Source organism: Parabacteroides caeci, assembly GCF_023656795.1.
GTDB lineage: Bacteria > Bacteroidota > Bacteroidia > Bacteroidales > Tannerellaceae > Parabacteroides > Parabacteroides segnis.
In genome coordinates this window covers 125,681-139,176 of sequence record NZ_JAMOKT010000008.1, presented here as the reverse complement: position 1 = coordinate 139,176, position 13,496 = coordinate 125,681, and the positions used below count along the sequence as shown (strand labels likewise).

At 44.4% G+C, this 13,496-nt stretch carries 9 protein-coding genes; all 9 read right to left on the bottom strand.

Going from position 1 to position 13,496, the window contains the following annotated elements:
• Positions 1 to 3: 3 nt before the first annotated feature.
• The 9 genes from NBH15_RS06225 to NBH15_RS06185 all read right to left on the bottom strand — a co-directional run bounded on the left by NBH15_RS06225 (position 4) and on the right by NBH15_RS06185 (position 13,478).
• Positions 4 to 612, bottom strand: coding sequence for a cupin domain-containing protein (locus NBH15_RS06225; protein WP_250822217.1), 609 nt, complete (start codon positions 610 to 612; stop codon positions 4 to 6).
• Positions 613 to 625: 13 nt separating this feature from the next.
• Positions 626 to 2,152, bottom strand: a complete 1,527-nt coding sequence (locus tag NBH15_RS06220; RefSeq protein ID WP_128133103.1) for a xylulokinase — start codon at positions 2,150 to 2,152, stop codon at positions 626 to 628.
• Positions 2,145 to 2,846: a deoxyribose-phosphate aldolase gene (gene deoC / locus NBH15_RS06215; RefSeq protein WP_128133102.1), complete on the bottom strand. Its 702-nt coding sequence runs from the start codon at positions 2,844 to 2,846 to the stop codon at positions 2,145 to 2,147. The genes NBH15_RS06220 and deoC overlap by 8 nt, the downstream gene beginning before the upstream one ends.
• 2 nt (positions 2,847 to 2,848) lie before the next feature.
• A complete protein-coding gene (locus NBH15_RS06210; protein WP_128133101.1) occupies positions 2,849 to 3,619 on the bottom strand; it encodes an SDR family oxidoreductase in 771 nt (256 codons plus the stop codon).
• A 15-nt stretch (positions 3,620 to 3,634) separates the two neighbouring features.
• Positions 3,635 to 5,998, bottom strand: coding sequence for an HzsA-related protein (locus NBH15_RS06205; RefSeq protein WP_250822216.1), 2,364 nt, complete (start codon positions 5,996 to 5,998; stop codon positions 3,635 to 3,637).
• A 9-nt stretch (positions 5,999 to 6,007) separates the two neighbouring features.
• Positions 6,008 to 6,820: an IclR family transcriptional regulator gene (locus NBH15_RS06200; protein ID WP_128133099.1), complete on the bottom strand. Its 813-nt coding sequence runs from the start codon at positions 6,818 to 6,820 to the stop codon at positions 6,008 to 6,010.
• 254 nt (positions 6,821 to 7,074) lie between these two features.
• Positions 7,075 to 8,238: a DUF1735 domain-containing protein gene (locus NBH15_RS06195; RefSeq protein WP_128133098.1), complete on the bottom strand. Its 1,164-nt coding sequence runs from the start codon at positions 8,236 to 8,238 to the stop codon at positions 7,075 to 7,077.
• Between the two features lie 30 nt (positions 8,239 to 8,268).
• Positions 8,269 to 10,224: a RagB/SusD family nutrient uptake outer membrane protein gene (locus NBH15_RS06190; protein WP_250822215.1), complete on the bottom strand. Its 1,956-nt coding sequence runs from the start codon at positions 10,222 to 10,224 to the stop codon at positions 8,269 to 8,271.
• Between the two features lie 8 nt (positions 10,225 to 10,232).
• Positions 10,233 to 13,478, bottom strand: a complete 3,246-nt coding sequence (locus NBH15_RS06185) for a SusC/RagA family TonB-linked outer membrane protein (RefSeq protein ID WP_250822214.1) — start codon at positions 13,476 to 13,478, stop codon at positions 10,233 to 10,235.
• Positions 13,479 to 13,496 lie beyond the last annotated feature (18 nt).

The following is a 13,496-nucleotide window of genomic DNA, read 5'->3' as shown; positions in this document are numbered from 1 at the left end:
TGTTTAAGGACGTAGCACGTCTGTGAACACAGCCTTTTGATTGGTGAATTTTAATCCGTTCCCATCCTGGTATGTTCCAAATTCTGAGATGATGGCGCCATTGTCGTCTGCACGAAGGAAATGAGGAGACAAGAGTTCCTTCAGCGGAAGTATATCGCCGACTTTCATATAAGTGAAGTTGGAGACGGTGATAGCCTCTTTCTGACTTTCAGGCAATGCCGGAGGATTGGGGGTAGGATCACCGATCCCGAAATTATAAGCCGATCCGTTGCGTACCATCCATGATTCGAATTTAGCCGGATACTCAGGGGTTGCCACATGACGGTGTTCCGGGATCATTTGTCCGGGTAACAGATATATTTCGTGTCCGAAATGGCGGTTAACCGGGTCGTTAACCCAAAATACGCCGGCCATACCGGCATGTTCGAAATCTCCTAAGCCGAAATCGGATATCCACATGTTCTCCTTCATAAAGTCTGTAAAGGGAACTCCATAAAATTCAAACATTTTGAGATAGGCTTTCAGGGCGACTTCGCCGTTGAACTTTCCGCCTACATAAAAATCTGCATTTGTGTACTTTTTGGTGAATACCTTTTCTTTTGTCTGTTCCATGTTATCTTTACTTTTATTTGTTTATACTATTCAGGGAAGCTATGCTGTCGGCAAGTGCCTTGAAGTTGTCGAGGACTTTCCGGTAGGTTGCCTGATGACGGGGATCGGGCCTGAACCGTTGTTGTTCCTGATGCAGGGTGTCGATCTTTTCATAACTATTCCAAAGACCTGTACCTTTCAGGGCGAGTGCCGCAGCTCCCAACGAAGCCGCCTCCTGCCCGATGTTTGTCTTTTGGATTTCCAGTTCGTAGATGTCGGCAAAGAGTTGCATCCAAAAATCACTTTTTGTGCCACCGCCGACAAATAACATCTCGGAGAATGAGGCGTGATATTTCCGGAACAGATCCAGTGCGATACGAAGATTCAAAGCGATACCTTCCATGGTGGCACGAATCAGGTCGGCACGTGTATTCCCCAATCTCAGTCCGGTAAAGGCTCCTGTCATATCCGGGCTGGGCTCGATGCTTGAACCGCCAGCCAGGCTTGGGTTGAAGAGCAGGCCATTCGCACCCGGAGCCGAAGTCTCTGCCAGTTTGTTCATGGCTATATAGGCGTCTTCTCCACCTTGTTCTTCGGCCGATAACAGATCGGGACAGATCGTATTTCGTACCCATTGCAGGCTACTCCCTGCCGAGAATATGCAGGTGGCGGAGGCATACATTCCTTTGATGACGTGTGCAAAGACATAAGGCTTTTTGTCAAAGTCGAGCACCGGATTTTCGGATACCAGGGCGATCCAGGCAGAAGATCCCAGCGAGGTATAAATACGGGAAGGCTTGATACCTTTGCTTCCCAGGGCCATACAAGAGTTATCCACACCACCGCAGATAACCCTGACATGTTCCGGCAATCCGGTTTCGAGAGAGGCTTCGGGAGTAATTGTCCCGACGATAGCGTCCGAGTCCAGTATTTCCGGGAATATATCCGGGCGGATGCCGGAAGCCTGTATATATTCCTCTTTATAGTTCCAGGTTTTTAAGTCGAAAACTCCGCTTCCGGAGGCATACGAATAGTCGGTGCAAAGGCGGCCGGTAAACCGGTAGTTACAGTAGTCTTTTGTTCCGATTATTTTGTTTGTAACCTCATATTGTTCTGGGTAATGTTTCTTGTACCACATGATCTTGAAGACCGAATAACATTCCGGCGGGAAACCGTTGCCGGTTGTCTCATACCATTCTTTATAATCGATCCGGTTGAAGAACGTTTCAGCTTCGCTACTGGCCCGGCGATCGGACCAGATAGGGGTGGCAGCCTGCAACAGGCTACCGTCTTTGCCGATTGGGACGACGCCCAGGCTGTGTCCGGAGATGGCAAGGGCGGTTATTTCATTTTTATCGATCTTAGTCTTATCCAGCAGGTGCCGGGTGGAACGGATGATAGCCTGCCACCAGTCTTCGGGTGCCTGTTCTTGCCAGCCAGGTTGCGGGTAGGCAGTCGGATAGGGGATAAAGACGGAATGTAGAGCCTCTCCGTTGCGATTGAAGAGAGAGGCTTTTATTCCTCCTGTTCCCAGATCATAGGATATTACTTTTTCATTCATGTGCTTCCCTGTTTATACATTCTTCCATGATCCTAAGAGCCGATTTATAGCCAATGCCGAAACGGCTGACGCCCATTTGATACATTTCCAGCAATGTGTCGAGCGTGCGGACACCTCCTGCCACTTTTAATTTGATGGCGTCACCGACGGTCTCTTTGATCAAATCGATATGATGGAGCGTAGTTGCTCCCGCCCAGCCGGTTCCGGTTTTAATGTAATCCGCTCCGGCTTTCAGGATGATGGAGGAAGCTGTTTTTATCTCTTCATCGGTGAGGAGGACGACTTCCATGATTACTTTTAAAGGAAGAGGGGAAACGGCGGCTTTGATCTGCCGGATTTCGTCTTCTATATCGTTCAACATGCCGGACTTTAGTTTGCCGATATTCAGAACCATGTCGATTTCGTTGCAGCCAGCCTCTTTCAGTTCTTTAGCCTGGAACAGCTTGCTTGCCGTTGTCTCTCCGCCGGAAGGGAAACCGACAACACCTCCGATTCCGATCTGCGAATGGTCTTTCAGTTTCTCAAAAACGAGCGGAAGCATGCCGGGCATGGGGAAGATGCAAATGAAGTTGTGTTTTATGGCTCCGTCGATGATGTCTTCCACGTCCTGACGGGTGGAATCTGCACGTACGGCACTGATGTCGATCAGGCGTGCGATTTCCCGGGAGGAAATGATTGGATTGTGAGTGCTCATGATTATAAACTTGTGTAACCGCCGTCAACAATTAAATCTGTCCCTGTTGTGTAGCGTGCGGCATCGCTTAACAGGTATAAATAGGCTCCGATAAGGTCTTCCGGCACACCGAGGCGACCGGCCGGGATTTTCGATATCCATCCTTTGTGCATGTCCTTCATCTCTGCAACCAGCTCAGTTGCCATATATCCCGGACTGACACAGTTGACGCGTATATTATACTTGGCCCATTCGACTGCCAGTGCTTTAGTCAGCAGAAGCACACCACCCTTTGAGGCACAATAGTTGGCTATTGTCTGTGGGGTGTTGATGATGTGGGCGGACATGGAGGCCGTGTTTACGATACTGCCGGCTTTCCCTTCTTTTATCATCTGGCGGGCTGCGGCCTGGGCTGTCAGAAAGACGCCGTTCAGATTGATGTCGACAACTTTCTTGAAGTCTTTGGATGAGATTTCCTCTGCTGCATAAGTGTTTGCTATTCCGGCATTGTTGATGGCAAAGTCGATGCTGCCGTACTCTTTGATAAATGTGTCCATCATTTGTCCTACATCTTCTGCATCCGTCACATCGCAGCGGATGGCGATGGTGTGGGCTGAGTAACGGGCGGCCAGTTCTTTGGCTGTCTTTTCTGCCTCTGCAATATCTATGTCGACAATGGCGATAGAGGCGCCCATTTCTGTGAATGCATCGGCAAGACATTTCCCGATACCGCGTGCGGCTCCGGTGATAAAGCCTTTTTTCCCTTTCAGGCTGAATAAATCGAGTGTACTCATGGTTGTGTGTTTATATTATTTGTCGTAAATCTTATCACCTTGTCCGATGACCGAACAGTTTTGCTGTTCGACTTTCAGACGTTCCGCATATTTCCGTAGCTGTGCTTTATGCCGTTCGCAGGGAACGAGGTCTTTTTCAATATCTCCGCGTGGAGTAGCTTTCAGCCGCTTTTGTCCGGTGCGGATGATTTCGACGGCACGGACATATTTCTGCTTGTCGTTTCTGATTTTATCCAGGCATGGACTGACTTCCGGGCGGTCGAAAGATATTTGTGCGGTCAGTTTTCGGCCGTGGTGGTTGAGGTCCCAGATGTTTACTTCCGTCAGTTTTATTAATTCTTGTATTTCGTAATTATATAGCGGGCTTCGTCCGGCAAGTGTAGAGTCGAAAGCGGACTCATAAACCGGATAGTAAACGCCGTTCAGGTCCATCCAGGTGTAAAGTATCTCTTTATCTTTGGGGGATAATTTCACATCGTGATGATTGCCTTCAATGACCTTTGTCAGTTTGCTGGCATGCGATCCCCAGGAATAAGGCTCCTGTATCTGTGCGGGGCCTCCACCGATGAGTGTAATTTCTTTCTTTACATATAAATTGACGTAGGCGGCATTGAAGAATGGATTTTTGTCTTTTGCCAACACCAGCTTGTTACGGTTCTTCTGGTCGAAATCATGACAACGTACACAGCTTTTATCCAGAATCGGTTGAACCTGTTCCATAAAGGAGAAGTTCCTGGGTGCCTTACCCATCCAGCCATTCATCTTTACAGGAGCCTTTTTTAAGGCCAATGGTTTGGGACCCATTGCACTCGGAACACTCAGGCGGTCTTCGTGGCAACCGATACAACCATTTACCTCTCCCGGCATAACCATTGTTCCGCTGCGCATGGATTGGATCATTTTCTTATCCTTGTCGAGCAACTGGAAATAGACGAATGTACCCGAAGGAACTTCGAAATTAGCAGAACCGTCTTCTTCTACCGGTACTTCTCCCAGGATACGTTTGTTCTCGAAGCTGTGCCAGTTAACGGCCGGTGCCTGCTCGCCTTGTCCGCCCCAGCCGTTCTTTGTCCATGTCCTTTTCTCCGGAGATTCGATGACACGCAGGTATTTGGCTGTTCCCGGTTCGACGCCTTTCATATGTGTGCCATGATAAACATTTTGCACGTAGAAGGAACCTTTCTTATCTGTATAATTCCTGTTGGATGGTATAGCGTGAGGTTTAGGGCGCGGTTCGATAATCATCGGATCGAAAAGGCTTCTGTTTCCTTCGATAATCAGTTCCTGTGTTCCGTCGCGACCGATCAGGTAGATGCCGGATTTGGAGTCGAGATGCATCCATCCGCCCGGCTTTGCCCAGATTGTACGGGAAGCCAGAAAGAAGTTCTCATTGAGAGGATAAGGGTCTTCAAAGAAGTATTCGATCCATTTGAATGAGTCGAGGTCGCCGTTGTCAACCAGTTTCCTGCTGTCTTCGGGCCATATCTGTACGACGGGGTCAACGCCGTCTACTCCTTTTTTTCTGTCTATAATGGCAAGGGCTCCCCAGGGACGGTCATGGCAGGAGCCGAAGATACAGATTACCTGGTCGGTTCCGGGGATTTGCCGGGCGTCGATTACTCCGCCCGGCGATTGAGTATTGTTGCCATAGTATATAGAATGTTTTGTTCCGTCGGGGTTTACCGTCCATAGTCCCTGTGCATCACCGAAATTACGGTCCACGTATTCCCAGCGATCGTAGAGGATTCTACCGTCGTTCAATAAAGAGGAATGTCCTTCGAATAACGTGCTAACGCCGATTTGTGTGATATTGGCACCATCTGCTTCCATCCGGTACAGGTTGCACATGATATGTCGGTTGCACATGCAATATTTGGGCTGGCGGGTGGAACTGAACACGATTCCTCCGTCCGGCAGATATAAAGGATCTATATCGGATACTCCTTCGGCGAAAGTTAATTGCTTTAATTCGCTTCCATCTGTGTTTATTTCATAGATATGATAGAAATCATCCTTATTTTTCCGCATGGAAAAGATGATCTTTTTCCCGTCGAAAGACAATTCAGGATCGCGGACCAATCCGTCTTTCAGTTCGATAAGTGTGGTCGTATTCCCTGTGTTCACATCAAAAATACGCATGGCACCTCCCGGGAAGAAACTGCTTTCATTGATTTCCTCTTTCTGGAAAAGAGTGGCGGTATTATGATGGTCCGGGGCATACTGTTCCCTTTCTATATACAATATTTGTTTTCCCGCCAATTGTTCTTTGGCCTTTGCGGTGAGTGTAATTTTCTTCGGGTCCATTTGTTCGGCGGAAAGTTGCATACTCCCTATGCAGACTGTCGCCAGAAGGATGATGAATTTGCTGTAGTTTCTCATGATATGTGGTTATTTATATTGTTTACAAGTATATCCCAAACTGGTAGAGATACTATTCGCTGTTTGGATTAATTCTTTTGCGACTACAGGAAAGATACTTTTGGTTAGACGGCCGGATGGACCGGACGTCCAGATTGTTGCGACAATATTATTAAATTGATTAAATATAGGTGCAGCGATACATTGCACACCGGCCATTTCTTCTTCCAGGTCTACTGCATATCCGATTTTCCGAATGTGTTCGAGCTCTTTTTTCAGTTGAGCTTCGTTTTCGATAGTATGTTTGTTGAAGACGGTATATTGTATCGTTTCCAGTGCTTTTTCGAGTTCTTCTTCCGGCAAATAGGCGAGGGTCAATTTGCCGGGGGCAGAGGCGTGCAAGCAGAAGCTTGTTCCGGGACGTAGCAGGAAGGTGAAATTGTGAGATCCCAGTACTTGCTCCAGCAGGACTATTCTGTTTTCCATAAAAACGCCGAGCATAATACTTTCTTTGATCTTATCGCGCAGCGCTCTCATGGGTGAAAGAGATTGTTCCACTATATTGGATTCGCCCAAAGCTGCCAGACCCAGTTTTAAAAACTTTTTGGAAAGGAAAAACTGTTGGGTATCGATGTTTTTTGATAGATATCCCATATTGAGCAAAGAGTTCAGCAGGCGGAAAACAGTCGTTTTGGGTGTATTCAGCAGGTTGACTGTTTCCTGCATGGTTAACCCGTTCGGATACTTGATAAGTAGCTCCAGCAGTTCAAAGCTTTTTTCAAGCATGGGGATGTTATATTTATCTCCGTTTTTTACTTCTTTTGTTTCTTCCTGATTCATCATATTGTCACTTTCTTTTTTTTGTTTCTTATTTGAAATCACATTTCTTATTTGAAACAAATTTCGCGTTTTTATAATAAATAGACTTCATGTATTTTGTTAATTAATTAATAACAACAAGGGGTAAGGTTATATAATTTGTTAATTTGCAACCATGGAACAAATGTGTGGAATATGAAAAACGGGAACACGTCAACCGTGTTCCCTGTTTTTATATTTTGATTGATTCAAATATTTTGCTTATGCATTTTCTTATCCTATTTATCTTCAGGTAACCAATATTTGTATCCTTTCGATTTTACTTGTGCCCAACTTTGGGGAGAGATGCTATTCCCTTTGATCGGATCCAACGTCAGGTCTTCTGATTCGAAGGTTAATACATCGGTATAATCCTGCCCGATTACATTCTTGTAATGAATGGTAAGGGTCTTTGTTTTAGGATCATATTTGTTGTCTTCCGTGACACCTTGTACGGTGCTATAGGCAAATGTTCGGGCTGGGAAGTCATTGTTTCCTGCCAGGATGGGTTCGATGGTGTAAGTTCCGGCAACCTGGTCGTTCAATGTGAACAGGTTATACATCCAACCGGAACCATGATAGGCGAAGACTTCGAAACTCCAAACCCCGGTTCCCCAGATTATATACTTTCCTTTTAGTTCAGGGGTATCGCCCAACGGTGTGATATATTTATATTTACGATGTCTGCCGTCTGCCGGTATGTTTTCGGCTCCGTTTCCTAACAGACGGGCTGAGAGGTAACGGCCTGTCGGTATTTCTGGTATCGGAAAACCGGACCAGTCGACCACTCTTTCCAGGTCTACATTGAGTTTGGATACCATGAAGTTGTAGTATTGGCGGCTCAGTGTAGCATTTCCTGTCTCTTTTATTTTCAGGGCAAAAGCGAAATCGGCATACGTTTCCATCTTGTCGCGTTCGATGGGAACCTGAAATGTCAGAGACGTGGAGGCTGTTCCTGCTTTAATGACGACAGGGAATCCTTTTCTTGTCTGGTCGTAAGGGATGTTTGTCGTGTACAGTGACGGATCCGGAATATAACGTTCGGCATTTTTTGAAATGTTATAGTCTTTCACGGCTTCTTCGTCAAAATCGATCAGGATTTCCAAATCTTCATGGGCGGAAAGCGATCCTCCTATTCCTATTTTGAAAATAATATTGGCCGTGCCGACTTTGTAGTCTACTAAAGTGTCCGTGTCGTAACTGTCGTTGATGATCTTTAGTGTATCAACGAAAGTATAAGCTTGGATACCAGTTATCTCGCGCTCCGTGGCGGAGGTCGATTCTGAATTGATGATATAAACTTCCTGTTTATAAAATTCTTTATTTTCGTAATCTAGCTTTCCACATGCTGCTGTTATCAGCGTAAGCGTGAAAATGGTTATATAAGACAAATATGTTTTCATATACGTTATTATTTTTATAGGATATTAAAATTACCATCCCGGATTTTGAACAAGGTCTCCCCAGTGATTTGCCACATCCTGGTAAGGAATCGGCAGGAAGTAGTTTTTTTTCTTGAACAGGTAACCGTCTATGATGGTCCGGTCATAAAAACTACCGTCGGTGGCTTGATAATTGCAACCATATACGGGGCCGTTCATTCCTTTGTTGTTACCGAATTGATCTCGTTCGTTTATCTCTGCATCTTTCCATCTGCGCGAGTCGAAATATCTCTTGCCTTCAAAAGCGAATTCGACATATCTTTCTCTTTTGATTCTTTCCCGATTTACATCTTGGTTTCCCGATCTGTAACCCGGTAGTCCGGCTCTGTAACGAACGTAATTCAGATATTTCAAAACATCCGGATTCTGTGGGTCATATTCATTTAATGCTTCGGCATACGATAAATAGATTTCCGCCATTCTGAATACAGGATATTGTTTATCGAAACTTCCGGCTGCGTTTTGATCTTCGTCATTGATCCATTTTACGATCTGGTAGCCGGTACGGATAGAAGGACGGTCGGATTGTAAATATCCGTCAACCATATTGGCACGGTAATCGGCATAGTATATGCTTCCGGTATTTTCGACATAGCCTTTCCCGATGAACCCGATCGTTGCATAAAAGCGAGCTTCCCTGTTCAGGCATCTGTTGGGCACTTTTTGAATCGTGTTGTTCAGTTTGAATCCGGTTATTATGGGAGAAACTTTGTCTTTCTTCCCTTCTCCATGAATGAAGTAGTTGTCGCCGATGGTGGTCATTCCCAGATCGATGTACAACTCTTTTTCTTCCTCGATTGTCTTGCCGTTATTCATAAAATAAGCATCGACAAGCTTTTGTACGGCACATAATTTTCCGGCCATACCGGCGCCCTGTCCTTTGTTATAGTTGCGGGGGAAACCTAAACGGCTTAACGAGGAGCTTTGTCCGGATGTGTTCACCTGCCAGATTACTTCTTTGTTCCAGTAATTTTTCCCTCCGCTGAATAATGCTTTATAAGACTGGTAGGCATCAATGCCGGCAGGTCCGTTCGGCCATTCGATATTGTTGCCTTCGAATTCGCCGAGCGGAACGGTTGTATAGCCGTCGTTGGCGGGCATCGTAAACAAGTCGAATTTATTTAAATCGATAATATCTTTAGCTGCTTTGGCAGCTTTTTTCCATTTCTCCATATCAGGTGATTGTACGTTGAAATATGGGACACCTTCTTTATTAACAAAGTCGCTATAATCTGGATTCCCGTTTACCAACGGACTGGCAGCCCATAATAATAAACGAGCTTTAACAGCCATGGCTGCCTCTTTGGAAGGACGACCGTAATCGGAAGTCAGGATGTCTTCGTTGTTGGGAAGTTCGACAATACACTGTTCTAATTCTTTTAGGATGAAATCCGTACATTCGTCCAATGTTGATCTGGTGGTAGGGTATTCTTCCAGTTGCGAATAGTCGATTGTTTTGTCGATGATGACAAACGGACCATATAATTCTATCATTTGGGAATAATAGAAGGCTCTTAAAAAGCGAGCATCTGCAGCATAACCTTCTACTTCGCCCTCTTCTAGCAGTTTATCATTTGCTAAATGAGAGTTTTCCAGAAATTGGCAGCATAATCGAATGGCTTTGTAATAGTTTTTCCAATATTCGTATATCGGTTTGTCTGCGTCATATTTACCTTGGGCAAAAGTTAGACAATTATAACTGTCTAAACCGCCATGGGCCTCATCGTAATTACAGTTGAAAGGCCAACCGTTGACCATGTCTGCATAGTTGGGCATGGCTCCGTAGCAAGCGGCCCATGCTTTTCGTATGCTGTTTCGTTCAGTCCAGATATCGTTCAGGTTTTCTACCTCATTCAAATACTCATTTGCATCCAGATAGTTGCAAGAGTTAAAACCCGCCGACAAGCAAAGGCTTAATGCTAATTCTATAATATATGTTGTTTTCATGATTTGTATTATAAATTAAAACCGATTTCAAAACCTAATGTGATCGTTCTTTTTAGCGGATATGCATATGGAGATGTTAATTCTGGATTCCAATCCTTGAATTTGGAGAACGTACATACATTATCGCATCTTCCGTAGAAATAGATACTCTTGAAGAATTGATTTTTGTCTTTAGGTATCCAGTTATAACCCAATTCTATGTCGGCAATTTGCAAATAAGAAGACTCACGAAGCCAGAAGGTAGATTGTTGGGCATTGTTTCTGTTTTCAGATCCGAAAGCCAGACGCGGATAAGTCGCATTCGGATTTTCTGTGGCAGTAGTTCCTGAATAAGAGGCCGGTGTCCAGTGGTCGTTCATTGCGGCATAATACAATGCTCCGTTTTCGTTGATTACTTCCTTGCCGTTGGAATCATATGGATTGAAGGGTATTCTACCTCCGCTGATCGTCCTGTAAACATTCGACTTTCCGATGAGTCGCGATGCCAGAGTGAAGTTTTTGTAACTGATGTCGAAAGCCAACGAGTAAGTCCATTTGGGATACCGGTTTCCTAACCATACACGGTCGGTAGGCGTAATTACACCGTCTCCGTCTATATCTTTATATTTTATATCGCCGGGCTTTACATCATTCCATGTCTGAACAGGACTATTGTTGATGTCTTCTTGGTCTTTGAACAGGCCTAAAGCAATATAATTGAGAGATCTTCCGTAGTCCAGGCCGATACCGCTCTGGTAAGGAACTTTCGGGTCTAATTGTCCGTTTTCTTTGATCTCGTTATTATTGTAACTGATGATACCTTTTATGTAATTGATTCTGAAATTATTCCATGAATTGGAATAAGTGAAATCGAAGTCAACACCTTCGGAAATAGTGCGTCCCAGATTGGCTTTTGGTATGGTCGGTAAGCCTAATGTGGATGGCAGACGGTTCAGGTCGATCAATTGCATCTCGTTGTCGTAGCGGTATAACTCAGTGATTAATTTGAATTGTTCAAATAAACCGATTTCTATTCCGAGATTAATTTTCTTGTTGCGCTCCCAAGTTAAGCCTAATTGTTCCAGTCGTGTTTCGCCAATACCTCCAATGCTGACGCCACTGCCTGCGGCATTACCGAAACCGAATGAATAACCGGTCAGAGGACCTGTCGCTGCCAAATAACCAAAACGTTTGGCACTACCCGGAGCCCCTACTTCACCATAAGTGACTCGGATTTTAAATAGATCCACTACAGGACGTAAACCTGACCAGAAGTTTTCATCCGAAATCAGCCAACCTACGCCAATAGAAGGGAAGGTAGACCATCTCTTATCCGGTGTAAAGAGTTGAGAGCCTGATGCCCCTATATTCACATCCATAAAGTAGCGATGCTTCCAGTCGAATGTCAAACGGCCTGCCAACGATTGTTCGCGTGAGGCCAATGCGTTGATCAGCAATTCGGCTCCTTTCCCTTGGGGTGCATCTGTCAGATATTCTCTTTGCTTATAAAGGAACAATCCTGTTGTGTGAAGATCGGTGAAGAAAGTTCTGCTGTAATTTGCGCTACCTTGTACTTCTATAACTCTGTTTCCTGTTGGTGCTACATATTTAAAACTCATTTTGTCGTCGACATCCGGGGTTTTATTAATGGTGACCAGATTGCCTTCTTCGTCTCGCCCGGTACCCATATAACTATGGGCGAAGTCAGGAGCATGTTTTTGATACTTCTTTTCGTACTTGTGCGTGTAATAGTTGTTTTTTGTAAAAGAAGCAATAAAGTTGACAAATAGCCCTTCTGTTATAAAGTCAAGTTTTTGAACGATATTCAGGTTGGTTGACATGTGATTGGCATAATCTTTTACAAAACCAGTCTTTGTCAGCAACGAATACGGGTTTGTCACACCGGGCGGCTCTTCTGGAGCTGTACCGTTCGAGTATTCGGCCGGGAAAAGCGTCGGGTTTAGATTATTCATAATATTCAGAAGATTGTCAACGCCTTGACCCGGTTCTGTCGTTGTATTGTAACGACCGTCAAATCCTAAAGCTAATGTTGTTGAAGAGCTCACATCGGCTTTGATATTTGAACGGAAATTGAACTGGTTGTAATCGGCATTGGAATCATTTCCGCTGTTGAACATACCATTTTCTTTATAAAAACCTCCGGACATGTAGTAGGTTACCACGTTTCCTCCACCGCTGATGTTGAAGTTCGCTTTTTGAGAGAAATTATTCGGTTTAACCATAGTCTTGTACCAATCCACATTCGGATAAAAGTCCATATCCGCATCACCGAATTTCTCTATATCCTGATCTGAGTAATACGGTTTTTTCCCTCTGACAACGTATGCTTCGTTTTTCATCTTGGCATAATCAACTGCATCTACCCACTTGGGTTTGTAAGTCGAGTTGTTAATAGAAGCTGAATAGCTGACTCTTACGGATGGTTTTGCTAAAACTTTTCCTGTTTTTGTTTTAATAACAATGATACCGTTGGCTCCTTCCAGACCATATACAGCTGTTGCTGAGGCATCTTTTAAAACGGAGAAGCTTTCAATATCATTCGGGTCTACGTCGTCAATCGTTCTTTTTAATCCGTCAATTAAGATAAGAGGTTCACTATTTCCTGTCACAGAGTTGATCCCTCTGATAATAAAGGAGGCACCATCTTTTCCTGGTTGTCCGGACTTTTGTACAAAGGTAACGCCTGCTACTCTACCAGCCAATTGGGTTGATAATGATCGTGTTGGCGCTTTTAATTCACTTGGTTCAAGAGTCGTAATAGCACCTACGATACTTACTTTTTTTTGAGAGCCGACACCTGTGACAACAACTTCATCCAGAAGTTCAGAGTCTTCTTCCATTTCGACAAGAAGGGAAGTCAGTTCCTGATTCTTTAATTTACTGATATTTATTTCTTTCGTTTTGTAACCGAGATAAGAGAATACGAGGGTCGAATTTCTTGGTACATTGCTCAAGCTAAAACTTCCATCTTCTCCAGATATTGTTCCGATCAGCGCGTTGGCTTTAACGTGAATTGTTATATACGCTAATTCTCCTAAAGCATCTTTTACTTTACCAGAAACCAAAACGTTGTCTTTGGCTTGTTGGTGCTTGGTCGGTTGTTGAATAGGGGAAGGCTCTCCTATATTATCCGCCCATATATGCCCTACAAAGAATGAGAAAAATAATAAAGACCCCAAAGGTCTAAAAATGTGTGTACAGATTGAATTTGGATGATAAAATGTAATATCATCTTTTATGCGATTTTTTTTCATACTTTTGTATGCGTTTTT